The organism is Pseudomonas syringae group sp. 247E2, assembly GCF_032587795.1.
Classification (GTDB): Bacteria; Pseudomonadota; Gammaproteobacteria; order Pseudomonadales; family Pseudomonadaceae; genus Aquipseudomonas; species Aquipseudomonas amygdali.
This window is the reverse complement of record NZ_JAWHPK010000008.1, coordinates 579365-606122: the sequence shown is the minus strand read 5'-3', so window position 1 is coordinate 606122 and position 26758 is coordinate 579365. Positions and strand designations below refer to the sequence as shown.

Annotated in this window: 5 protein-coding genes; all 5 read right to left on the bottom strand. The window is 58.6% G+C overall.

All coding sequences use genetic code 11. The features are described from left to right. Positions 1 to 2: 2 nt before the first annotated feature. The 5 genes from RYC18_RS09830 to RYC18_RS09810 all read right to left on the bottom strand — a co-directional run bounded on the left by RYC18_RS09830 (position 3) and on the right by RYC18_RS09810 (position 26687). Positions 3 to 18806: a hemagglutinin repeat-containing protein gene (locus RYC18_RS09830; protein ID WP_316885534.1), complete on the bottom strand. Its 18804-nt coding sequence runs from the start codon at positions 18804 to 18806 to the stop codon at positions 3 to 5. Positions 18807 to 18845: 39 nt separating this feature from the next. Further along, positions 18846 to 20555 (bottom strand): ShlB/FhaC/HecB family hemolysin secretion/activation protein, encoded by a 1710-nt coding sequence (locus RYC18_RS09825; RefSeq protein WP_005745944.1) that lies wholly within the window; start codon positions 20553 to 20555, stop codon positions 18846 to 18848. Between the two features lie 699 nt (positions 20556 to 21254). Continuing rightward, the gene (locus RYC18_RS09820) at positions 21255 to 22496 is read right to left on the bottom strand and encodes a M20/M25/M40 family metallo-hydrolase (protein ID WP_005745943.1); all 1242 of its coding nucleotides are present in this window, start codon (positions 22494 to 22496) and stop codon (positions 21255 to 21257) included. Positions 22497 to 22569: 73 nt separating this feature from the next. Then, the gene (locus tag RYC18_RS09815; protein ID WP_044299669.1) at positions 22570 to 25623 is read right to left on the bottom strand and encodes an efflux RND transporter permease subunit; all 3054 of its coding nucleotides are present in this window, start codon (positions 25621 to 25623) and stop codon (positions 22570 to 22572) included. Then, complete coding sequence (locus tag RYC18_RS09810; protein WP_005745941.1) at positions 25620 to 26687, bottom strand: efflux RND transporter periplasmic adaptor subunit; 1068 nt, start codon at positions 26685 to 26687, stop codon at positions 25620 to 25622. Before RYC18_RS09810 ends, RYC18_RS09815 begins: the two co-directional genes overlap by 4 nt. Between the last annotated feature and the right edge of the window lie 71 nt (positions 26688 to 26758).

Genomic DNA, 26758 nt, shown 5'->3' with positions numbered 1-26758 from the left:
AATCACTTCTCCACAGTAAATACATTTAATTGGATATTAGGATATCGTTCGCGAAACTGAGTAACAATATTAGTACAACTTGGACAAACCATTTTCTCTGAAATCAAATTGATACGCCCAGAAGCTGGTGAGTTCGGACCTAGGCGCTGAGCTAAAGTTTCTAAAATTTTAAATTCTGTATCCATGTCTCGCAGATATCCCTCAGCTGTTCCAACATATTTAGACGTAGAGACTTGAGGTTTTAATATCCACGAACTCAGATCACCACTAGGCTTCGGCAAAAACTCCTCGACCCTAGCATCAAACTGACTATAAGCTTTCATCACCATAGTCTCTGATGAAAGCGCACCAACATCCACTTCAGCAAATGCGACGTTTCCTTCTCGAGGTAACCCTGTCCGAACATCACTAACTGCCGCCGAAAGCCTATCCCTGATTCCCGGCGCGGTGGAGTTAGATAGGTAAACTAGGCGTTCCCCATCTGCAATCGTCCCAGTCGCTTTTGCCCCATCTCGCACCGTATCAAAGCTAGAGCTTACACTATCTCCAGGCATTTCAGGAGCATCCGGCACATCCAGATCACGCCCAACACTCTCGAGCTTCGCCAGCTTCTTCTCCAGCGAACTCGCCTTGTAGCTCGCCGCAGCAGTCTTGAGGGTACTGCTCGAAAGGTCGATCCCCATCCTCGACAGCTCTGCCGCCGCTTTCGCAGTGTTCGTCTGACCTCCCGCCAACGCGCCGACAACAATCGATATCGCTTGCCCCATCGTCGTGCCTAATTGCTCGGCGTTTTCATCACCCCCCTCCTGAAGCGCTGTATTGATCTTGGCCAATTGCAACGCCAGAGCATCAGATGCCGCGCCCAATAGCTGTCGTCCCGAGGCCGATTCGACAAAATCTTTCATTGCGGCGAAGCTTTCGATTGGGTGCGCCACAAGTTGTGCGGCACTGTCGAGTGAGGTCAATCCGGAGTCAGCCAGCCCGTCTTTGAGACCGATCAACATCCCTTTGCCGGAAATGAAGTCCTGTCTCGCCGATATGCCAGACCATTTGAAAATGACGCTCATTTGCTCTGCCAAGCTTGAGGCAGCCGCAAACTCTTTGTTCGCCTGAACGATTTGCTGCGTTGCCAGCCAGTTGTTGTCCACATTGGCAATAGCTGCGTTGCTGGCGGCGGAGGCGCTACCGGGGTCCGTGGCGGCAGCTATGCCTGTAACGAGGCTGGTGATTATGTTTCGCTTGGCTTCCCGCTCCTGGTCTGTTTCATCTGGTTTGGTGTCGTTGAAAAGCGCGGCCAGTGCGCTTGCAGCAGCGCCTCCCGTTGCACCAGCCGAACAGCTCTGACTACTGGCAGCCGCGCCTGCGCAACCTAGGATTGCGTGAAGCGCAGTATGAATCGGGTCACCCTCTTGAATATCGCCTGCGGCTACCAGCTTGCCGATGTACCCGGAGCCTTGCTGCTGGACATAATTGACCACCATGTTTTGAGCAAACTGGCTTGAAGCGCCTGTCACATTACCTGACACACCCGCAACCAGAGCTGTTGCAATCTGGCGATAGGTGCCGCCCGCTCCCCAGTCGTTCGCAATGTCACGGGCCTGCTGATTCAAGGCAAGATAGTTGTCCCTGTGTAACTGCTGCTGCTCTGGGGTCAACGCAGGATTGAAAGACTGAAGTCGCTCATTCTCTGCATTCGCTTTTGCCTGATCGACCTCTCTTGCACGCGACTCAAGGTAGACCCCTGCGTTTTGTACAAATTTGCCTACAATGTTGAAATTCGTTTGAATTTCATCCGCATCGAAAATTGGCTTGAGCCTGTTGCTGCCATCTCGGTCGCTAGCCACGTCCGTGTTGATGTCTGCGATGGCTTGCGCAGCTGTTTGCCCCGTCAGAGCTTGCTGTTTGGCGTCATCCTTAATAGTGACTTTTGCACCGCTGATCCCGCTGTAGGTGGTGCTACTTGCTTCACCGCTGGCATACAGGGCAATCGGTGTATTCGCGCTGAGCTTACCGTTATCGGCAACAGGAGTTCCTGGCGCTCCAGCTTTCTGATCCCCATTCGCATCCCTACCGACATGTTCACCACTACTGCCGCTCAGGCCAATACTCGTGGCCTCATATTCCGCTTTATTTTTCACGTTGACTGTCGTCAATGTTCCAGTCGAAAGCGTGTTCTTGCCGTCTTTTACGGCCTGATCTGTGCTGGCAATCACGCCACCCACAAGGCCAGTGTTACCTTTGACATCAATCTGAAAACCGCCGTCCCCGGCCTTGATGCCGGATTGCTCCACGACACTTGCATAGTCACTCTGCATTTTCTGTTGATTGAATGACGCCGAACCACTTACGCCATAACAGAATGGTGGAATGCAAATGCTGATCCCAACGCTTGAGTCCATCTGTTTGGCGGCGAATTTACTCGTGTCCTGCAGGCTCTCTATGATCAGATCGCCGCCAGCGTTTACCTGGACTTGATCGGCTTTAACAACTGCGCCCTTGAGAGACGTATCACCGCCACTTTCAACTGATGCTTTATTCCCCGCACTCACAACGGTATTTGTTTGGGTAACATCAGAGCCATCCGACTTGCCTTTACCCTTGTTGGCGGCAAGATCAAGCGTGAACCCGTTCTGCGATCCGCCAACGCTGAAGCCGATCCCCACACTCCCACCGGCATTACCATTTGTGCTGTTTTGAAGAGATGTGTTCTGAGCTGAAAGGAGATTGACGTCGCCGTCGGCTTTCAAATTAACGTCATGCCCCGCGTCGATTCGGCTGCCAACGATGTTGATGTTGCTGTCTTTACCTGCGCCGGTGGCCTGAATATCGACATTGCCGCCAGCAACCAGGCCACTCGATACAACGTTGGCTCCGGACTGACTACTTTCGCTATGGCTCTGGCTATTACTCAGGCTGACACTGACCTTGATACCCATTTCACCATTCATGAGTGCCTGGCCACTGTCATAAGCCTGATTAGCGCTCATCGCAGCGTTGGCTGCAGCCAATCCCTGCATGCGTGCGTCGTCAGTTTTTGCTCCAGCCTGCACCGCTTGTTGGGCACTACGTACTGCGTCAACCAACGGTACGTTTATACTTCCGCCAATCGCTGTTCTGCTCGAACCTGCAGTATGGTTAGCGCTTAGCACATCGAATCCAGCCTGAATATCGACGTCCTTCGCCTTAATCGAAATATCGCCCTTGGGCGCGATGACCTGACTGGCAACCTGATTGTAATTTTCACCGGCATTAATGTTGACATTGCCGCCCAACGAAGCGACTTGGCTACCGACTTGTCGAGTTACATCGTTGTCGTTGCTTTCCTTAAGGCTCACTACGCCTAGCGCGCTCTGCCACCATGAACCAATCTCTCCCGCTTTTTTTCCAGAAGAACTGCTGGTGGAGTTTGAGCTGTTCTGAGCGCTTACAATTTCAACATTGCGTCCTGCGTCGATTTTTGTATCGCCATCGGTAACCAGCGTGCTTCCACGTATTGCAGTATCACGTCCACTTATTACGTCCAGCGTATCGGCACTAATGCTACTGCCAACGCTTTCACTTGAATTTTCCTGGCCTGCTTTTCCTTTTTGTGCCAACGAAGGGGCACCAGCAAAGTTTATAGAAAACTTGCTCGAAGAACTTGATTGACTGGCCGATTGCTGTCGCTCGGCAGTGCCAATGACGACGTCACGTCCTGCATCCAGTTTTGCATGCTCTTGCGCGTAGATAACTGCTGCGTTCAACTTGATGTCGTTGTCAGCCTGCAAGCTGATGCTCTCGCCTCGAAACTCTGTACTCGTGACCATTGTCTGACTGGACGAGCTAGCATTACTTTTGCTGGAGAAAATCCCTTTTTTTGACGAAGCGCTGGATTGACTTTCAGAGCTCTCAGCAACGCCAAGGTTGATATCTCGGCCAGCACTGGCGTTTAGAGCGCCGGCACTCTCCAATTTGGCGCCTTGGGAATTGATGTCATTACCGGCTGAAACAACGAGTTTTTTTCCAGATTCGATTACTGAGCTGACAGCGATATCGCTTTCGCTCTCTGTCATTCCGGAGGTCTTCTTACCCAATGAACCTTTCTTGGTTTTTGAATAATATGAGTAATTGCTGTCCTGTGCGGCGAGTAAATTGACGTCATTGCCTGCATATAAATATGCTTGATCTGTTGCACTCACTCGGCTGGCAATCATGCTCAGATCCTTGCCAGCACTCAACGCAATACTTCCTCCAGCATTAAGATTAGTCACGACTTGTGTCACATGATCTTCCTGCTCGGTCACCTTCTTGCTCTTGCCGTAGGAATGCTGTTCATCAGCCGCCGAGGACAGGGTCAGGTTTTCCGTTGCGGCCATCGCGATGTCGCGTTTGGCGTCGATGCTGCTGGCGATCACGTTGATGTCGCGGCCTGCCTGGGCCGTCAGGTCGCGTCCGGCGCTGACTGTGGAGCCCAGTTGCGTGATGCTGGAATTACTGGAGTTCACGCCGCGTGTCTGGCCGCTCTCGGTCTGGGCCGAGTCGATAGCGACGTCACGGCCCGCGGAGATGCTCAAATCACGACCAGCCTGCAATACGCTGCCGGTGTTTTTCACGTCACGACCCGCTTGCAGGGACATGTCGTTGGCCGCTTCGATACGTGCGGAGCTGTCGGCGAAGTCCTTACGCCAGGTCGCATCATCCGCAGCGCTCTGATGACTGGTCACGGTACGTTCGTTGATGACATCGCCGCGCAGGGCGGTCAGTGTCACATCACGTCCGGCGATAATGCCCCCGGATTTGTTGATCAGGTCGTTACCTGCCAACAAGTCCAGACGGTTGCCAGCCTCTATCAGGCCGCTATTGACCAGGTCATTTCCAGCGGCAGCCGACAGGTTATTGGCCGCACGCAAGGTGCCGACGTTATTCAAGTCCTGTCCGGCAATCAGCGAGACGTCGTTACCGGCAATCAATGCCCCGGTCGGGCCAAGGCGATTATCGGCCTGAGCCAGATACAGCACTGGCACCAGCACTTTTTCGCCATTCACTTCGTGCTCTTCGAGCCAGACGATGTCGTGGGTCAGCGCTGCAACTTGCTGTGAACTCAGCGATACGCCGACCGCCAGGTTCAGCTGCTGTTTGCTGGCGATGGCGTTGTTCATCAGGTACTTGAACTGCGCCTCGTTGGAGGTCTGGCCGTCGATGAACGCCTGGCCGGTTCTGGCCACAAGGGCTTGCTGAACGAGGCGTTGTTCATAAAGACCATCGCCCAGGCGCTTGGCGCTGGCTTCCGGGTCGTAGCCCAAGCCTGCGAGCAGGTAATCCGAACTCATGAATTGCTTGAGTTCGGTGAGGACCGGGTTGGTTTCGATCAGGTATTTCTGCGGCTTGGAAACGGACGAGCTACTTGGCAACCCTTCTACTCGGGTCACAGTTTGCGCTGCGGCAGAAACCACCGGTGTGATCGCACTGGCTTGCGCCACGGTGGCGGGCTGAGTACTGGTGGTCGGGGTGCTGACAGGGTTTGGAGCGGCAATAGTCAAAGCGCCGCCCTGAGTAGCAACAGGGTTACGAACAGGGGCGACGACCGGAACGCCTTGGACATTTACAACCACTTGGGTAACGGCAGCAGTCGCGCCTGACCGGGCACCTGTCGTAGCCTGATTGACCGCGCTGAGCAAGTTACCCTGCGTGCCATTTACAACCTGCCCCGCCTGATTGACCTGGATGCCCTGCACCATTCCGGCGTTCTGAGCGGCCGAGTTACCGGAAGAAATCGCAGTGATAGTCGGAAGACCCGACGTCGAGCCTGAATTCTGGACAGGCAGCAAAGCACCGCTGCCCTGATTGCCCGTCGCAATGCCGGCCACACTGTCGACACTGGTGACGCCTGCGGAATCAGAGGTGTGCCCAGGGAGTACAAGCCCGCCGACAGGTGCGGCACCTGGGGCGCTGGTGTCGAAAGCAGATGCATTGGCGCTCACGCCTGCGCTTTGCCGTGTAACCGAAGCAAGCTGGCGAGTGGCGCTGGCTATCTGGCCTACCGAGCCGATCTGGATGGTGCTTGCCTGGGCATCAGAAACGGTTTGCTGGCGTTGCGCGACGGAGACCGCTGCGCTGCCCATCGTCCAGCTTTGCGGCAGGCCTACAGGTTGAGCGACAGTGGCTGCGGTGCCCGTCTGGCCGCTCAGGCGGAACAGACCGTTCTGGCCGGTGGGCAGGCTAAAGCCTGGCAGACTTAACGGATTGACTTGTTGCTGGGCCAGGTCTGGCGGCAGTTGCTGGTTTACGGTAATGCGCGTGGAGAATTGGCTGCCTGGCGCATTGGTATCAGTGCGCGAACCGCCGCTCACATAGCTGTAGCCAGCGCGTACGACGTTGTTGCCGATGTTTTTACTGGCGTTGACGTTGACCGCACCGCCGGCTTGAATAATGGCGGCATAGCTCTGATCGCCGTTCGATAACTGAGTAACCTTGCGGAACTCGGGCATCTCGGTTTCAGTGGTGGCGATGAAGTCGGCCATTGCCGGTTCCAGGCCGCTGAGGTTGTTGGCGTTATAACCGCTGCTGGTAAGCCAGTACTTTTCAGTAAAGTCGCTGGCGGCATTGGTCCAGGAACCGGCGTTGGTGGTGCGAGCACTGCGGTAAACACGCACTGTTTCGGTATCGCTGGCTTCTATGCCGGTGTTGGTCAGGTTGTTCAGCGTAGCGGTGAAGTTGCCGCTAGTGACGATGGTGCTGCTCTGGTTGTACAGATCACCGCCGTTGATGTTCAGATTACCGCCAGCGGTGATGCCGGACGCAGCACTGGCTGCGGTTACTTCCAGCTTTTCACGCTGGGTGATTTCCCAGGTATGAGTTGCCTTGCCGCCGCCGCAGTCATTGTTATAAAACTCCCGGTTACATGCCCCCTCATCAATCCTGGCGGTGTAGATACCGCCATTGCTGGTGGTCAACAACGCACGGATATTTTGTATCGTGCTCGCCGCCAGACTCATGCTGCCGTCGCTTTGCATCGACGCCGAACTGTTGACGATGCTGTCGGCAAGGGCGCCTTGCCCGTTACGGTCAATCGTGAGATTACCCAGGCTGTAGATGTTGGCGTAGCTGTTGTTCAGCGAACTGACCCGCAGGCTCATGTTGTTGCCACTGAAGATCAGCCCGCGGTCATTGACCAGCGAGCCGGTGGTCACCGTCAGTGCTTGACCACTGCCCAGCGTGCCCTGGTTGTTGATGCTCCCTGCATTGACGGTCAGGTTACTCGCCGAGGTCAGGCGGCCGACATTGCTCAATTGCCCCCCAACCGAAACCGTGGTGTCCCCGCCGCCAGCGATGGTCGAAGCGGCGTTGAGGTTCACTTGCGCGGCACTCAGTCCGAGCGTCCCGAGGCTGCTGAGACGGCCATTGCCGCCGTATGTACCGCCGATATTGAGGCTTAGCGAGCCGTCACTGGCAATCAGTCCGTCATTGTTCCAGTTACCGCCGCTACCGACGAAGCTGGTGGAAGCCAGAAGTTGGCCGCTGGCGGTCTGGCTGAAGTTATTGACGTTGACGTTCAGACGCCCGGCCTGGATGACGTTGCTGTTGGTCCAGCTATCGGCACTCAGTGTCAAACCACCACGGGTAACGACGCTGCCGCCAGCATTGGTGACGTTGGCCGTAGAAATATCAAACGTGCCATTACCCGTATGCAGCAGCGAACCGCCACCATTGAGGAAGTTGCCAGCGTTGAGAGTCAGGTCGCTGTTGGCGCTTTCCAGGGTGCCGTTGCGGTTGTCGAACAGGTTGCCGATCTGGAAGTTCGTGGCGCCGCCACCGCCCAGCGCGCGCAGTTGTCCGGTCTGGTTGTCCAGACTGGCAGCGGTCACGGCCAGAGTGCTGTCACTTTCGATGATGCCGAAGCGGTTGTTCAGTGCGCCGCTCAGGTTCAGCTCGACCTGGCCACCGGCGATCTGGCCGTCGTTGTCGCCACTGTTGTCGAAGTTGCCACCGTTGACCCGCACCAGGCCTTTGGCGTACAGGCCGCCGTTGCGGTTGTCGAAGCCGGGGGTAGTAATCAGCGCTTCGCCGCTGCGTGCGGAGACTCGCCCGCCGTAGTTGTCGAAGCCGCCCAGCGCGGTCAGGTTGAGGCGTTGCGCCTGAATGACACCGCCTTGGCGGTTGGCGTCATAGCCATTTTTCAGCACGCCGGCCAGTTTCGCGGTGAACAGACCTTGCAGGCTGGACAGCACTCCGCCCTGACTGTAGAGGTTGGCACCGGTCAGGTTCAGGTCGCCGTTCTGCGCGATGATCCGGCCGTTCTGGTTGTCGACGGTATCAGCGACATCCACAACCAGTGCGCCGACGCTCTGGACCGCGCCACGAACGTTGGAGAGGCTCGCTGCATTCAAATGCGCATCGGCGTTCTGGCTATAGATCAAGCCATCAGCATCGTTGAGGACACTGCCACCCGCGACGACTTTCAGTGTGTTGTTGGCAGCAACGGTGCCGCGGTTGCGGTTATCCAGTTGCCCGGATGTGTTGAGGGTCATCAGGCTCTGGCTGATCAGTTGCCCGGCCTGGTTGTTGATCGCCGCGCTGCGCCGCAACAGCAGGTTACCGCCGCTGGCCAGCTTGCCGCTGGTGTTGGTCAGGCTGCCCAGCAGGTCGAGTGTCATATCGGCCTTGCTGCTCAGGTTACCGGCGCTGTTGTCGAGGCTGCTGCCTTCGAAGCTGAAACCCTGCTGGGCCGTCAGGTTACCGGCCGCGTTGTTCAGGGCATTGGCTTTGATGGTCAGCCCTGCACCACCGTCGATCAGGCCGTTCTGGCTGTTGTTCAGCAGGCCCGCCACGGTCAGGGTCTGACCGGTTCCGCTGGAGAGGATGCCGCCGCTGTTGTCGAGGCTGTCAGCGGTTACGCTCAGTGTGTTCTGGCTGACCAACGCACCGTTGCCGCCGTTGAGCAATTCACCGGTCAGGGTTGTAACAAGGTTGCCGTTGCGGCTGGACAAGGTGCCGTTGGTACGGTTATCGAGTCGATTGCCGGAAACGTTCAGGCCCTGCCAGCCGGATATCAGACCGTTCTGGTTGAGCAGGTTGGTCGCGTTGACTGTCAGCACGTTGCTGCTGATCAGCTTGCCGCTGCTGTTATCGAGGGTGCGGCCATCGAACCTGAAACTCTGCGCGCTGGAGACCTCGCCAGACTGGTTATTCAGGTCGCGAATGCGGTTAAGGGTCAGCGGACCGTCTGCCGTGATCAAGCCGCCGAGGTTGTTGAGGTCGTTGCCTTGCATGTCGATGGACAACCCGGCGTCGCCCATCACGCGTCCGCCATTGAGCGACAGTGCATTGAGGACCAGAGTCATGTCGCGCGTGGCCGACACTTCGCCGCCGTTGCCGGCATCCAGGCTGCCCGCCGTCAGGTTCAGGGTGCCGGTGCTGTTGATCAGGCCTTTGGCGGTGTTGTTGATCGATGTGGCGTTGAGGATCAGGCTGGTGCCGCCCAGCACCTGACCGCTCTGGTTATCGAGGCTGGCCGCGCCCACCTTGAGCGCCTGAGCAGCGTTGATCAGTCCTTTGTCACGGTTGGTGAGCAGACCGGTAACCGTCAGGTCCAGGTTGTTGCGGCTGGTCAGCGTACCGCCCGTGTTATCGAGGGTATTGGCGGTGGCGTCGACACCGGCTGCGGCGATCATGCCTTTGAGGTTGGTCAGCGCACGGGCGATGCGCAGGGTCAGCAATTGGTTGCTGAGCAGTTTGCCGCCGCTGTTATCCAGTTGTTGAGCGTTGACGGTGAACGCCTGAGCGCTGGAGATTTCGCCGTTCTGGTTTAGAACCTCGTTGACGTTTTTCAGCAGCAATGCGCCTGGCGCGTTGATCAAACCGCCCTGGTTGTCGAGCTGGCCGTTGTTCAGGTCCAGGCTCAAGGAGGTGTTGCTGAACAGGCTACCGCCCTGCTGACTCAGGCGGCTGACACTGGCGGTCAGTGCCTGGCTGCTGCCGATGCTGCCGCCATCGCTGTTGGTCAGTTGTGCGGTCGTCAGGTCCAGACGATCACTGCTGCTCACGCGACCGTTGTGGCTGTTGTCGAAATTCCCGGTCTTGAGGGTCAGAAGGCCTTTGCCGCTGATGTTGCCTTTCTGGCTGTTATCAAGACTGGCACTTTTCAGGTCCAGCGCACCATCGGTCAACAGTTTGCCGCCCTGGTTGCTGATTGCTCCGGTGCTGTCGAGGGTCAGTTTTCCAGCGCTGGAGACGCTGCCTGCGGTGTTGGTCAGGCTGGCGGCCTTCACCGTCAGGACGTCTTCGTTACTGATCAGGCCTTGAGTGTTATCGAGCGCTGCAGACAGGTCGATACTGAGGGCCTTGAGGGCGCTTAGCGCGCCACCGGTGTTGTCCAGCGTGCTGCCCACCAGCGTCAAGCCTCCTTGGCTGGAGAGCAGACCGTTGGTTCGGTTGGTGATCTGCGCAACGTTCAGCGTCAGGGCTTTCTGTGCCAGCACCTGACCGCTGTCGCTGTTGTTCAGTTGCTGGCCGGTCAAGATAATCGCGTCCTGACTGGACAGTTCACCGCCGCGGTTATCGATGTCGGTGACATTGATATCGAGGGCTTGGGTTGCGCCGATGAAACCGTTCTGACGGTTGTCCAGCGCGTCGCCGCGCAAGGTCAATGTGCCTTGAGCAAGCATCTGGCCGTTCTGTTGCTGAAGAGTGCCGATCCGCGCATCGAGGTTTCGCTTACTCGCCAGTTGCCCAAGACGGTTATTGGCTGTTGCGGCGGTCAAATTCACATCGCCGTCACCAATCAGCGTGCCCTTGACGTTGGTCAGGGCGGTATTGACCGTCAGGTCCAGAGCTGCGTGGCTGCTGATCAAGCCTTCGGTGTTGTCCAGGCTGTCGCTGCGAGTGTTCAACGCGGCGGCGGAAATCGTACCTTTGATGTTGCTCAGGGCCTTGTTCACGATCAGCGTCAGGGCCTGACTGCTGAGCAGTTTGCCGCCACTGTTATCGAGACTGTTGGCGTTCAGGGTAAAGGCCTTTGCGCTGGAGATTTCGCCGTTCTGGTTGGCCACGCCGTTGAGATTCTTCAGCAGCAACACGCCGGGGGCGTTGATCAAACCGCCCTGATTGTTCAACTGGCCGTTGTTCAGGTCGAGGCTCAGCGAGGTGTTGCTGAACAGCTCACCACCCTGCTGGTCGAGGCTGGTCACGCTGGCCGTCAATGCCAGCGCACTGGCAATACGTCCGGCGCTCTGGTTAATGACCTTGCCTGCAGTCAACTGCAGGGTATCGCTGCTGGTCAGGCGACCGCCCTGGCTGTTGTCGAAGGTGCCGGTGGTGACCTGCGTGGCGCCCTTGCCAGCCAGTTTGCCCGCCTGACTGTTGTTCAGGCTGGCGCTGGTCAGTGTCAGCGTTGCGTCGGTGGTGACAGAACCCGCCTGGTTGTTCAAAGCCCCAGTGGTGGTGACGCTCAAGGCATCGGCACTGGAGAGGCTGCCCGAAGCGTTTTGCAGGGAAGCAGCGCTGACCGTCATGGCTGACTCACTGCTGAGCAGGCCGCCCGTGTTGTCCAGCGCGCCAGAAAGACTGATGTTCAGGTCCTTCTGGCTCGCCAGCGTGCCGCCTGCGTTATCAAGGCGTGCACCGTCGAGACGCAGGGTGTTACCGAACAACAGGCCTTTATTCAGGTTGATCACGCGCGCCACGGTCAGCCCAAGCGCCGTACCGGCCAGGACCTTGCCGCCGTCGCTGTTGTCGAGCGTTTGACCAATGATGTCCACACCGATCTGGCTGGACAGCTCACCGGCCTTGTTGTCGATGTCGGCAACCTCGATTTTCAGCGCTTTTGTAGAGCCCACCAGGCCGCCCGACCGGTTGTCGAGGGTTTTGCCGGTCAGGGTCAGATTGCCCTGCGCAACCAGTTCGCCACCCTGCTGGGTCAGATTGGCGATGTTGGCGACCATGTCGGCCTGACTGGCGATACGACCGCTGCCGTTGAGAGCGCTGTCGACCTGCAACTGCATCAGGCCAGCAGCGTTGAGCAGACCGTTCTGGTTATCCAGATGCGTGCCAACCAGTTCAAGACCGGCATTGCTGTTGATCAGGCCTTTTTGCGTGGTGCTCAGGCCGGTCTGGCTATTGTCGAGGGCATCGACGAACAGCTGCAGGCCTTTCTCGGCACGAATCGAACCGCCACGGTTGTCCACGCTGTCGCTATGCACGATCAGCAGGTTCTGCGCGGCAATACGGCCGCCGCGGTTGTCCAGCGTCTTGCTCGACAGGTCCATCAAGCCCTTGGCTTGCAGGCTGCCACCCGTGCGATTGTCCAGTGCGCCGGTCAGTTTCAGAGTCAGTTGGCCATCTGTGACCAGTGCACCGGACTGGCGGTTGTCCAGACTCGCGGCACCGATGTCGATACCCTGCCCTGCGCCCAGCGTTCCGGCCTGATTGTCGATGGTTTCAGTGATGACCAGTTTCAGGAACCGGTCAGCCATGACCTGGCCAGCGGCATTATCGAGGCTCAGCGCATTCAGGATCGTGTTACCGGCGCTGGTCAGCTCGCCGCTGCGGCTCGACAGCTGGCCAGTGACGTTTACCAGCAGGTCGGCATCGCTGCTCAGGCTGCCGCTGTTGTTATTCAGCTCATTGGCCGCCAGATCGATACCGTTGCCGGACACCAGGCCACGCAGGTTGGTCAGCAGTTGATCAACACGCACAATCAGCGCTTTGTCGCTGAGCACCGAGCCTGCGGTGTTGTCCAGCGACGTAGCGGCCAGGGTGAAGCCGTTGGCGCTGGAAATTTCACCGCTGCGGTTGCTGACTGCATTGAGATTTTTCAGCAGCAACTGGCCCGGCGCGGTAATCAGACCGCCGTCGTTGTTCAGCACGCCTTTGCTTAAATCGAGACTGACGTCACTGTTGCCGTACAGACGGCCATCGTTGGTCTGATTCAGACCGGTGACCACGGCAGTCAGGGCCATGGCGCTGGCGATACGCCCGGCGTCACTGTTATTGACCAGCCCGGCATCGAGCTGGAGGGTTCCGGTACTGGTCAGGCGGCCGCCTTGCTGATTGTCAAAGGCACCGGTGACAAGCTTCACGCCCTTGCCGGCGATACGCCCGTTCTGGCTGTTGTCGAGACTGCCACTGGTGAGCACCAGCGTTGAATCGCCGAGAATCTGCCCGCCGCGGTTCACGACCGAACCATCGACCGTCAGGGACGAGGCCCCGGAGCTGGTGATACTACCGGCAGTATTGCCCAGAGAAGCGGCGCTCAACGCCAGCGTGCCATCGCTGCGCAATGTCCCTTGATCGTTGCTTAGGACGCCCGTATCTTTCAGACCCAGACTGTTTTTGGCGTAGACGCTGCCACCGCCCGTGTTGATCAGTTGCCCGACGTTCAACTGCACGCTCTGCTGGCCGGAAACGGCACCAGCGCTCTGGTTGTTCAGGCTGTCGGCGTTGAGCAGCAACGCACCATTGGCCAGTAAACGGCCCTTGCCGCTGTTATCGAACTGGCCGACGGTTGCGGTCAGCTCTCCAAGGCTGGAGAGCTCCGCGTTGCGGTTGTCCAGCGTCGCGGCACTCAGCTCGACACCGGTGGCGGAAATCAGGCCGCGCAGGTTGGTCAGCAACTGGGCGACACGCACGATCAAGGCTTTGTCGCTGATCACCGAACCTTCGGTGTTATCCAGCGTGGTCGCGGCCAGCGTGAAGCCATTGGCACTGGAAATTTCGCCGTTCCGGTTGTTGACCGCCGTGAGGTTTTTCAGCAGCAACCGCCCCGGCGCGTTGATCAGGCCGCCTTGGTTAGTCAGTACGCCGTTGCTCAGGTCGAGGCTGACATCGCTGTTGCCATACAGACGACCGTCGTTGGTCTGATTCAGGCCGGTGACCACAGCGGTGAGTGCCATGGCGCTGGCAATGCGACCGGCATCGCTGTTGTTGACCAGCCCGGCATTCAGTTGGAGTGCGCCGGTACTGGTCAGGCGACCGTCCTGATGGTTATCGAAGGTACCGGTGGTGAGTGCCAGACCATTGCCCGCAATGCGACCACTCTGGCTGTTATCCAGGCTGCCGCTGGAAAGCGTCAGACCTGCATCACTGATGATCTGCCCGCCCTGGTTGACGACGGCAGCATCAACTTTCAACGTGGCAGCACCGGCGCTGGTGACTCGACCGCCGGTGTTGGCCAGAGAAGCTGCTTTCAGGTCCAGCGTGCCGTCACTGCGCAGCACGCCCTGATCGTTATTCGATGCCCCGGTGAGAGTCAAACCCAGTGTGTTTTTTGCATAAACGCTGCCAGCGCCGGAGTTGTTCAGCTGTCCCAGATTCAGCTGAACGCCCTGCTGTCCGGAAACCACGCCGTTCTGGTTATTCAGGTTATCGGCTGTCAGCAGCATTTTGCCGTTGGCCAGCAGACGCCCTTTCGCGCTGTTGTCGAACTGGCCGATGTTGGCAGTCAGGGTGCTCAGACTAGAAATTTCCGCGCTGCGGTTGTCCAGCGTTGCAGCACTCAGATTGAGGCCATTGGCGGAAATCTTGCCGCGCAGGTTGGTCAGCAACTGATCGATGCGCACAACGAGAGCGTTGTCGCTGAGCAGCGAGCCGTCCGTGTTATCCAGCGAGTTGGCTGCCAGTGTAAAACCGTTGGCACTGGATATTTCACCGCCTTGGTTGTTGATGACCACGTTCAGGTTTTTCAGCAGCAACTGGCCCGGCGCATTGATCAGGCCGCCCTGGTTAGTCAGCAGGCCGTTGCTCAGGTCGAGGCTGACATCGCTGTTGCCATACAGACGGCCATCGTTGGTCTGATTCAGGCCGGTGACCACAGCGCTCAGCGCCATGGCGCTGGCGATACGACCGGCATCGCTGTTGTTGACCAGCCCTGCATTCAACTGGAGTGCGCCGGTACTGGTCAGGCGACCGTCTTGATGGTTGTCGAACGCGCCAGTGGTGAGTGTCAGACCATTACCGGCAATACGCCCGCTCTGACTGTTATCGAGACTGCCGCTGACAAGCGTCAGTTGTGCATCACTGAGGATCTGCCCGCCCTGGTTGACGACGCCGTCATTGATACTGATCGATGCGACCCCGGCGCTGCTGATGCTGCCCGCGCTGTTGGCCAGCGAGGCTGCACTCCCGGTCAGTGAACCGTCGCTGCGCAGCACACCCTGATCATTCTTCAGTGTCCCGCTGACGGTCAGACCAAGACTGCTTTTGGCAAAAACGCTGCCCCCACCAGTATTGTTCAGTTGGCCCAGGTTCAGTTGCACGCTCTGCTGCCCGGAAACGATCCCGTTCAGGTTATTCAAGCCGCCCGCGGTCAATAGCAGCGCGCCATTGGCCAGCAGGCGACCTTTTTCGCGATTATCGAACTGGCCTATGGTGGCCGTCAGGCTGCCCAGGCTGGACAGTTCGGCGTTGCGGTTATCCAACGCTGCGGCGCTCAGGGTGACGCCGTTGGCGGAGATCTGCCCGCGCAGGTTGGTCAGCAGCTGAGCGATACGCACGATCAACGCTTTGTCGCTGACCAGCGAGCCGTCAGTGTTGTCCAGCGAAGTGGCCGCCAGCGTGAAGCCGTTGGCGCTTGATATCTTGCCGCTCTGGTTGTTGACCACGTTCAGGTTTTTCAGCAGCAACTGACCGGGAGCGGATATCTGCCCGCTCTGGTTGTTGAGCAGACCGTTGCTCATGTCCAGGCTGACATCGCTGTTGCTATACAGACGGCCATCGCTGGTTTGATTCAGACCAGTCACCACAGCAGTCAGGGCCATGGCGCTGGCGATACGACCTGCAGCGCTGTTGTCGACCTGCCCTGCCGTCAGGCGCATGGCCCCAGTGCTTGATAGACTCCCGCTCTGCTGGTTATTGAACGCACCGGTGCTCAGCACCACACCGTTACCGGCAATACGCCCGCGCTGGCTGTTGTCGAGGCTGCCACTGGTGAGCGTCAGTTGTGCATCACTGACTACCTGCCCGCCCTGATTGGCAACCGCGCCGTTGAAGTTGAGCACGCCTGTTCCAGCACTGGTCACGCTGCCATTAGTGTTGGCCAGACCCGCTGCTTTAAGGTCCATAGTGCCATCACTGCGCACCACGCCCTGATCATTTACCAACACACCGCCCAGCGTCAGATTCAGAGCATCTTTAGCGTAAACGCTGCCACCGCCGGTATTGTTCATCTGCCCCAGATTCAACCGCACGCCTTGCTGACCGGAAACAACCCCGTTCAGGTTATTCAAGCCATCCGCAGTCAACAGCAGCGCGCCGTTGGCCAGCAGACGACCTTTTTCACGGTTATCGAACTGCCCGACGGAAGCCGTCAGGCTGCCAAGGCTGGAAGTTTCGCCGTTGCGGTTGTTCAGTGATCCGGCCGTCAGATCGAGACCGGTCGCAGAAACCAGACCTCGAAGGTTGGTCAGCAGCTTGTTGATGCTTACAACGAGTGCCTTGTCGCTGAGCAGTGAACCGTCGGTATTGTCCAGCGAAGTAGCCGCCAGCGTGAAACCGTTGGCGCTGGATATCTTGCCGCTCTGGTTGTTGACCACGTTCAGGTTTTTCAGCAGTAACTGGCCCGGCGCATTGATCAGGCCGCCCTGGTTAGTCAACAGGCCGTTGCTCAGGTCGAGGCTGACATCGCTGTTGCCATACAGACGACCGTCGTTGGTCTGATTCAGGCCGGTGACTACGACAGTCAGGGCCATGGCGCTGGCAATACGACCGGCATCGCTGTTGTTGACCAGCCCGGCGTTCAGCTGGAGTGCGCCGGTACTGGTCAGGCGACCGTCCTGATGGTTATCGAAGGTACCGGTGGTGAGTGTCAGACCATTACCGGCAATACGCCCGCTCTGGCTGTTGTCCAGGCTGGCGCTGTTCAACGTCAGCCCCGCATCGCTGATGATCTGCCCGCCGCGGTTGACCACCGCACCGCTCGTGCTGACTGACGCCTTGCCGGCACTGGTCACGCTGCCGGTGTTGTTGCTCAGAGACGCTGCACGCACATCCAGGGTGCTATCGCTGCGCAGTGTGCCTTGGTCATTGTTCAACGCGCCGCTGACGGCCAGGTTCAGACTGTTTTTGCCGTAAACGCTGCCGCTTCCGGTATTGGTCAGTTGCCCCAGGTTCAGTTGTACGCCCTGTTGCCCGGCCACCGAGCCGTTCTGGTTGTTCAGGTGGTCGGACGTCAACTGCAACGCGCCGTTGGCCAGCAGGCGACCTTTTTCGCTGTTGTTGAACTGCCCCACCGTCGAGGTCATGCTGCCAAGGCTGGAGATTTCCGCGCTGCGGTTGTCCACACTTGCCGCGTTGAGCAGCAGATCGCCATTGGCGCTGATAAGCCCCAGCTGGTTGAGCAGTTGCCCGGAAATACGGGCAGACAAGCCGCTGCTGCTGGACAATTTTCCCTGCTGGCTGTTGTCTAGCGAACCCGCAGTGATGGTCATAGTGCCATTGCTGCTGATCAGCCCGCTCTGGCTGTTGAGCACCTGAGACGCATTGATGTCGACAGTGCCGCCCTGGCTCAGAATTCGGCCCGACTGACGATTGTCGACGGCTGTAGCCACGATGCGCGTGCTGGACTGCCCGTTCAGTGTGGCACCCTGGTTGTTCAGGGTCTGGGTAATGGTGGCCTGCAAGGCGCGACTGGCGGTTATGCTGCCGCTGTTGGTCAACCCGTTGGCAGAAAGCGTTACATCACCCGAACCATTACGGCTATTGTCGGCATTGACGCCCGCCTCGATCACCGCCGAGTTGTTGAGTTGTCCGCCTGCGGAAAGGCTCAGCGCATCGCGTGCGGCGACGTTCTGCCGGGTGGTGAGATCGCCCGCGGTGCTCATGGTCAATGACGACCCCGCATAGACCGGGCCGTTGACTTCGGCACTGTTGGCCCTGGCCGTGACAGCGCCGCTTGCCGCGGTCTGCGTCATGCTCAAATGGCCGTTGGCATCAATCTGGATATCGCCGCCACTGGCCGCAAGATTTCCCGCAAGCCTGACCCCGACGCCTGCCTCGGTGCCCACCAGACGGATCGCGCCCGCATACATCCCGCCCAGCGCCGAGCTGTCGACGGCCAGTTCCGGTTTGGCACTGCCATCGTCAGGCAGGGCCGTGGGATTGAGGGTCTGCGCGTCGACATCGTTACGACCGGCAATGATGTTGAGGCGCTTGGCGTGCAGCTCGGCATTGATCTTCGCGCTGCGGGTGATGATGTCGAACTGGTCGACGTTGTCTGCGTTCAGCCCCACGCCATCAATGGATATGCTGCCGCCCTGCACATTGAAACGCTGCAACTGCCCGTTGGCATCCAGCACCGGTTTGCCGGTAGTCAGCGTGACCTGCGGGGTATTGATGAAACCGCAGCCGTTGCAACTGATGCCATACGGGTTGGCGACAATGACCCGCGCCGCTTGGCCGGCCACTTCCGTGTAGCCCCTGAGCTGGCTGGCGTTGGCCCCGACCACTTCGTTAAGAATGGTGGTAGCGGCCGTTCCACGCAGGTTGGAGTTACCGACAATGATCCCGCCCAGTTGCGTGCTCTGGGTCTGGTTCGTGGAGTTGTTGAGGATGACGCCTTGGCTGTCGACGTTGAACTGCTGATACTGGTTATGCGACAGGCCGGTGGCATTGGGCGCGGCAATGTTGACGATAGGCACGCCATTGCCCGCCTGGCTAAGGCTGGTATTCGGCCCACTGACCACGATGCCTTCGGCCTGAACCAGCAGCGGCTGCCAGAACAGGGCATTGGCCAGGATCAGCGCGAGGCCGCGTTTGGGCATTCCCCAAAAGGACTGGCGCTCAATCAGCACAGCAGAAGGCTGACGAGCAAGCAGAGCCAGTTGGTGAACGTCCATGTGGGCAACCTCGATACAGTGTGATTGAAAACAGCGTTGTTAAAGGAAGAAATCCATACGGAAATAGATCGGTGCTTCGCGCTCGATCACATCAGGACGTTCCAGGGAACGAGCGAAGGTCACTGAGGCCGCAACGTGCTGGCCTCGGGTAAACAGCTCGAACGAATTGCTCGACAAGCGGCCATGCTGGTCGCCGTTGTAACGGTCGTTGCGGATCACGCCCTGGTCGTAACCGGCAGCCGCGCCATACTCGGCGAACACCGGGCGCAGCCAGTCCAGCGTGACCGGGCGGGTCAGGCGTACTTCATTACGCCAGTAACCGCCGCTGTCGCCAGACAGAAACTCATCCTTGTAACCGCGCACCGACGACGACCCGCCCAGGCTGGTACGTTGCGAGCTGAACAACACATCTTCGCTGCGCTGCCCGGTGGCCAGGCTGGTGAAGCTCAGGTTCTCGCCCCACAGTTGAAAGGGGTGCAAGTAGCTGAGAGTGCCGGTGTATTTGCGATAACGCGCATCGGCCTGGCCAGGGCCAGGATCATGGCTGCCCTGCGCATCCAGCGCGCCGATACCCTGCTGCATGCCCAGGTCGATGTTGATGAACGCCGAACCGACCCGCCGACCGTGGTTGATGCCGAACTGCGCCTCGGTGATGCGGTTGCTGCTGAGCGCCAGTTTGCTGTCTTCTACATAATTGTTGGTGCGCAGGTAGGACAAACCGGCATTGAGCGAGGTCTTGCTCAGCGCGTCGCGGTACACGACACGCTCGGCCTTGAACTGGTGGTTCTGGCTGTCGCCGTCCTGCTTGAAGTTGATGTTCGAGGCCTGGGCCACCGAGCGGTATTCGCTGGTGTTGTACAGATAGCTGAATGTCCACCAGCCCCAGGGCAAGCTGTAGGCAAGCGAGGCATTGCGCGAGGCTTTCTGCCGGTCGCTGATCGCATCGTGGCCGCCGCGCAGGCTGAACTGGTCGGCCAGCCCCAGCGGATTGTCCCATTCAAGCCCGGCGTTCCATTGCTGCTCACCGGTGCTGCGCTGCCCCTCGTTGGTACGCGACAGGTTAGCCCGCCACGGTTTTTGCGGAGTGTTCTTGACCACCACATCGCTGCCGCCGACGACCTGGCCGGGGGTCAGCTCCATCTGTGCCTGATTGGACGGCAGACGGTTGAGCTGATCGACCATCTGCTCGATTTCGCGCAGGTTGACCATCTCGCCTTCCCTGCCGGGAAAGGTCATGGCCAGCTCACGCGCCGACAGGCCGCTGGCAGCATCGCCGCGCAGATGTTCCAGCTTGCCTTCAATGACCAGCACTTGCAGGTCGCCTGTGGACAGGTCCTGTTGCGGCAGATAGGCGCGAGTCGTCACCAGGCCTTTTTCAAGGTAATGATCGGTGATGACTTTCAGCAACTCGTTGAGCTGGGCGACGCCAAGACACTTGCCTTGATAAGGCGCAATCAGCTCATCACGCTCGGCAGACGACAGTGAATCAGCGCCCTTGAGCTCTATACGCTGGATGGTGAAGCAGCGGGTGTCGACAGGCGCGCCTGGTGCCGCGGGTACAGCTTGCTTGCCCGGCAGGTCCTTGAGTTCTTCAAGACGACGGCGTTGCTCTTCTAGCAAGCGGTCCTGACGATCACGAATAAGGTCTTGTTCGCCTGGCAAACTGGCGGGAGGGCTGGCTGCAAACAAGGGGAAAGACGCGATGGCGAGCATGAGCAGCAGGGCCACTCTGGGAGCATGAGGGTACACGGTGCGTCCTTGCAGTAGCATATTGATATCAAAAGGTGGGCAATATTAGAACGCCATCATCATGACGTCAAATATTTGTATCGACCCTGTATCCGATTTGTTGAACTTTTTTTGAAGTTGATTTTGACAGTACCGACCTCTAGCTCGCGTCAAAGGATCGTGTGCTTAGTCTTGACAGGGGACAGCCTATCTTTTCGACATGGTATTAAGGTCATAATTAAATATATACAGAAATACCAACCGGCCAGCGCGCGAAAACCGGCTCGCGCCAAGGCCGCGGACGCACTGATAAAATGGCCATGGTTTAAAGGAAACAGGTGAAAGCACGCTGACCCTCCAAGGCTCTGGAGCCGCAACGACAGCTTTTCTGTATCGCTAAGGTGTAAACAAAGAGGCTGCAGGTTATCGGTCAAATCCTGCAATGTGACGCATGAGTAAACACGGGGATGGGTCATGACAACTAGTTGTCGGCAAATACCCGACAATGAACCGCTATTCCAGCCGCCTCCCGTTGTATGCATTATCGGGGGCTCTGCAGTCTTGTATCTGTTTAAAAGCGCGTCATCGACTCTACAGCCTCCCGCGCCTTGCGCTCATCGTTATACACAATCTAACTGCTTATTGTTCCAATGCGGAGCGCGAGAAACGAGAAGCGTGCGGAAAACACTTCTCATTACCCTGCGCGGGAGGCTTTTCGAATCAATGTTGCCCGGACAACTTCATGATCATCCGTGACAGCAGATAGATCCGTGGCGCGACACTGCCCACCTCGGCGTACTCTTCAGGCGTATGAATGTTGCCACCGACGATGCCGAAACCATCCAGTGTTGGCGTTCCTACGCTGGCAGACAAACTTGAATCAGCCGCCCCGCCGCTGCCCTCGATGGTCAGGGTGCGCCCCAGTTCACCATAGATGCCCTGTGCCATAGCGACCAAAGCATCGGACTGCGGGGTCTGCGGCATTGGCGGCAAGCCACGGACCAGACTGGTCTTGACCTCGGTGTCAGGCACCAGTTTGTTGGCCGACACCCTGGCCAGGTCCTGCTCGACGCGATCGAACTCCTCCGGCACTGCGGCACGCACGTCGGCCTTGGCGCTGGCCTGATCAGGAATCACGTTGGTGCGATCACCCGCCTTGAGCACGGTGAAGTTGACGGTGGTTTTCTTCTCCTCGTCGCCCAGTTTGCCGAGTTGCAGGATCTGATGCGCAACCTCGGTGGCAGCGTTACGCCCCAGTTCCGGCGCAACGCCCGCATGCGAGGCTTTGCCCTTGACTTCGACCAGTGCCGTCGCAGAACCCTTGCGCCACACCACCAGACCATCAGCAGGACGACCCGGCTCCAGATTGAGCGTCACGTCATGCTCTTTCGCTGTTTTCTTGATCAGCTCGGTAGCGACGCCTGAACCGGTTTCTTCGCTGGCGTCGAGCAATACTGTGATCTGTGCGTAGTCGGTGAATTTCAGGTTGTGCAGCACCTTCAGAGCATAGATAGCAGCAACGATGCCGCCCTTGTCATCCATAACACCAGGGCCATAGGCACGACCGTCCTTGATATGAAACGGACGCTCGGCCGCAGAGCCTTCCTTGAACACGGTATCCATATGTGCCATCAGCAGAATCTTCGCCTTGCCGGTGCCTTTCAGGGTCGCAACTACATGATTGCTGGCCTCTGGTGTATTCGGAACGAGCTCGATGGTGGCACCGAGCTTTTTCAGTTCTTCAATCGCGATGTCACTGACTTTGGTCAGGCCCGGTACATACCCGGAGCCTGAATCGATGTTTACCAGACCCTCCAGCAGCTTCAAGGCTTCGTCCTTGTATTGCTCGGCATCGGCCTGAATCGCCTTGTGCGGTTCGGCCATGGCCGCTGGTGCCAGAGCTGTCAGCGCAAGCGCCAAAGCGAGATGAGCTGCCAGTGGCGAGCGGGAGAATGAGCGCATGTTGTTCCGTCCTTGTGTTTGGTTCGTCGAGGTTTTCAGGACCATACCTTACACAAACACCGGCCGTAATGAGTCAACTCGCGGTACGCCAGCGTTCAAACGTGTCAAACAGCAGCCCATACAGAATCGGGATCAACCCCAGCGTCACCAGCGTGCCCAACGCCAGCCCGCCCATGATCGTGATCGCCATACCCTCCCAGAGCGGGCCGGCAAAAAGCATCAGTGGGACCAAGCCGATGATGCAGGTCAGTTTGGTCATCACGATCGGCCGCAACCGCTTGATCGCTGCGTTGACCACCGCATCACGAACCGACAGCCCGTGCCCGCGCTCAACCTCAATGCGTTCGAGCAATAACACCGCATTGTTGACAATAATGCCGGCCAGCGACAGCAGTCCAAAGGTCGCCATGAAGCCGAACGGGTATCCGGTGAGCACCAGGGCCAACGCCACGCCGATGAGCACAAAAGGCACACTGGAGATGACGATCAGCAACTTGCGAAACGAATTGAACTGCCACACGAACAACAACAGCATCGCCACCAGCGCGTGCGGCATGTATTGCAGAAGCGCCTGGTTGGCTTCGGCAGAATCCTCTATTTCGCCACCCAGTTCGATGCGATACCCCGCTGGCATGTTGAGCGTCGCAATCTGTGGTGCCAGATGCTCAATGATCGAGGTGGCGGTCAAAGACGGGTTGTGTCCGACCACAGTAATCGCACGCTCCAGGTTGCGGCGCTGAATGGTCGATGCCTCGGCCTGGGGCTCGACCGTCGCGATGGCGGACAACATCAGCGGTGCCGCCCCGGAAGCCGGGTAAATCAACGTGCTGTCCAGATCATTGGCAGGCGTAATCGGTGTGCCCTGCTCACGAGCCACAATCGCCACAGCCGTTTCGCCATCCTGCAGCGATGACACAGACAGCCCGTTGTTCCTCAGTTGCAGGGCCTGAGCGATATCCTGAGTGGAAACACCGGCATGCAGCGCCTTGTACTGATCGACGACTACGTCGTAACGCAGCAGCCGGGTACGCCAGTCATCGCGTACGTCCAGGGTTCCGGGCAATGCCGACAAGGCTTGCTCGATCTTGCGGGCAATATTTCGCAGCACTTTTTCGTCAGGACCAATGACCCGGTAGACCGCAATCCCGGCTTCGGTGGTGCCCATGGAAAACCGCTTGGGCTGCGCTTCGACTTCGGGGTGCTGAGTCAGGATGAAATGCCGGGTTCGCTCAATGACTGCATCAAGGTTGGCACCGTCACGCACACTGACCGTGAAGTAGGCAATATTCGGCGCAGGCAGAGGCGGATTGAGACCCAGAACAATTCTCGGTCCGCCATTGGCGACATAGCCGATGCTGTGTTTGACGTCCTGATCGCTGCTCAGCCACTGACTGATATCGCGCACGGCCTGAGACGTGGCACGCGAGCTGCTGCCGGGTTCCAGCACCAGCGGAATCTGGAACTGCATGCGGTCGGACTTGGGCAGAAAGTCATAAGGCACCTGGGTCAGCACGACGACCGCAACTGTCAGCAATCCCAGCATGCTGGCGATGAAGATCAAGGAGTGATTCAGCAGACTCTCGATGACTTTTCGATAGCCTCGATAGAACACCGATGCATACTCATCGGCGTTGTCAGTCGCACCCGAGACTGCCGGTGCCTTGGCGAAGTAAAAGCATAACAGGGGCGTCACGGTGATGCTGAGCAGCCACGAGCTGATCAGCGTGGTGGCGAGCACAATCGCCAGCGAACGCAGGTATTCGTTAGTGCTGGTCTGCCCCAGAAAGAACGGCGAAAACGCCAGCACAATGACCAGTGACGAGGTCAGCAAAGGGATCATCAACGTGCGCCCGGCTTCCTCGCAGGCCCGCCGTCGGTCCTCCCCGGCGTGCAGACGCCGCTCGATGTCCTCGGCGATGACAATGCCATTGTCCACCAGCAAGCCGAGGGCCAGGATGATCGCGGCAATCGACACCGTCTGCAGCTCGATCCCCAGCGAGCGCATGACCAGCAATGTAGTCAGGATGGTCAGGGGCACAATCACCCCGACCACCAGGCCGGTACGCCAGCCCAGAAACAGCATGACCACACACATCACGATAACGACCGTTTCGGCCATGACGTGATACATCTTGTTCATTTCGTGCTGAACCACGCTGGACTGAAAAGTCACGATGTGCAGGGTAAAACCCGCTGGAAGTTGTTGTTCCAGCTCACCGAGCTTTTTGCGCAGAGCGGCACCGAACGTCTGGACATTGAGCCCTGGCTGCATCGAAGCGGCCAGCACCACAGCATCCTGCCCTTGATAGATCGCTTCGGTTTCCGGCGGGTCGACAGGGCTCACCGATATTCGGGTCAGGTCATGCAACGCTACCATCTGTCCGCCAGGCAACTGCACGGGAAACTGACGAAGCTGATCCAGCGACAGCACCTCGCCGCTGACCGAGAGCGTGGTGCTCTGTTGCCCGATGACCGGGTTGCCTCCCGGCGCGATCAGGTTGCGGTTTTGCAATTGCTGGAGCAACTGTTGCGGCGAAAGTCCGGCTGCCGCCAGGGTCTGGTGATCGAAGTCGAGGTAGATTCGCTCGTCCTGCAGGCCATACAGCTCGACCTGATCGACACCCTTGAGCTCATAAAGCTGATTGCGCAGGCGTTTTATCGGCGCGCGCATCTCGCTCATGGTAAAACCCGGCGCCGTCAACGCAACGGAAGCCACTGCCACGCGACCGAAATCATCGTCCACAAAGGGCCCTTGGGTACCGGCCGGGAAAACGCCGTTGGTTTCGCTGACCTTCGCCCGGAGTCGTTGCCACAGCAGCCCCAGATCCTTGATGGTGTCATACGCCATGACTTGCACAATCACCCGGCCTGGCTGGACCGTGGTGACAATGTTCTTGATCTCGGCCAGTTCACGGATGCGTTCTTCGAGTGGCCTGGCAAGCAGCTCTTCCGTCCGCTCGGTGGAGAGTCCTGGCAGGGATACGCTGACCAGTGCGTCGCGAACCGTAACCGAAGGTTCTTCCTGCGACGGAAACCCCAAAAAGGTCGCGACACCGGCCAGCAAAATCAGGAAGGCCGCAAACAGGGTCAGGCGGCTCGCGCTCATTGCGCGGTAGGTAAGACTCATTGCGTGCCCCCGGTCAAGCGTGTGCCAGGCTGAAACAGGGTGACGGTCTCGCCGTCCTGCAGGAAAGCCGCGCCGGCAGTAACCACTCGCTCCCCGACAGCCAGGCCGCTGGCGATCAGCGCCCGGCCATCTTTAACCGTACCCAGCGAAACAGAGCGCAGGGCGACTGTTCCGCCTGGCTGGTAAACAAAGACCTCGGCGGAGTTGCTGCCGGTGCCCATCCATAACGCCTGGACCGGGACCGACAAGGGCTGTGTGCCGGTATCGGGATGCATCTGCACCAGCAGCGTGACGCCGCTGGGCAATCTGCTGGCAGGCCGCAGCACACGAAACACAGCCGTTCTGACCAGCCCGTCATCGGCACGGGGTGAGATGCCTTCAAGTGCCAGATCAAACCCTGAAGTGCCATCTGCCGTGCTGGAGGCTCTGGCCAGGTCACCAGGTTTGAGGGTTTCGGCAAGCGCCAGCGGAACAGCAGCCACCACCTCCTGCCCTGCAGCGGATTCGATGTCCAGCACCACTTGCCCGGCGGGCAACACGGTGCGCGGCTGTGCATGCCGTGCGACTACTCGCCCGGCAAAGGGTGCGATCAAACGGGTGCGGTCCAGCTCGCGATGGGCCAGAGCCTGTTCGGCCTGGGCCCGGACCTGCTCGGCTTTGGCTTGCTCGCTGGATGCCAGGGCCGACTCGACCACACTCTGGGCGACACTGCCTGCCGCGAGCAGACGCTTCTGACGCTGATAATTAAGCTCACGTTCAACCGCCTGCGCTCTGGCCAGACGCAGACTGGCCTGCGCCTCTTGCAGACGCAGCTGCGCAGGCTGTCGGTCAATGCTGGCGAGCACCTGATCCTTTTCAACGGTATCGCCAATGTCGATCCGCAGCTCTGTCAGGGTGCCTGCCGATTCAAACGCCAGACTGGCGCGCTCCTGCTGCCGAACGGTGCCGATAAAGCGCACCGTGGTTCCCTCTCCTGCCCGTGCAGCTTCAACCTTGACGGCACGGATGGCCGAGACGCTGGCCGTATGTTTATCGCTGCACCCACTGACCATCAGGGCGATCATTACGATACTGCAAGCGTGTAAAACACATCGCTGTAGATCAGGAAACCCATCGGGATGTAATCGCATGGCAG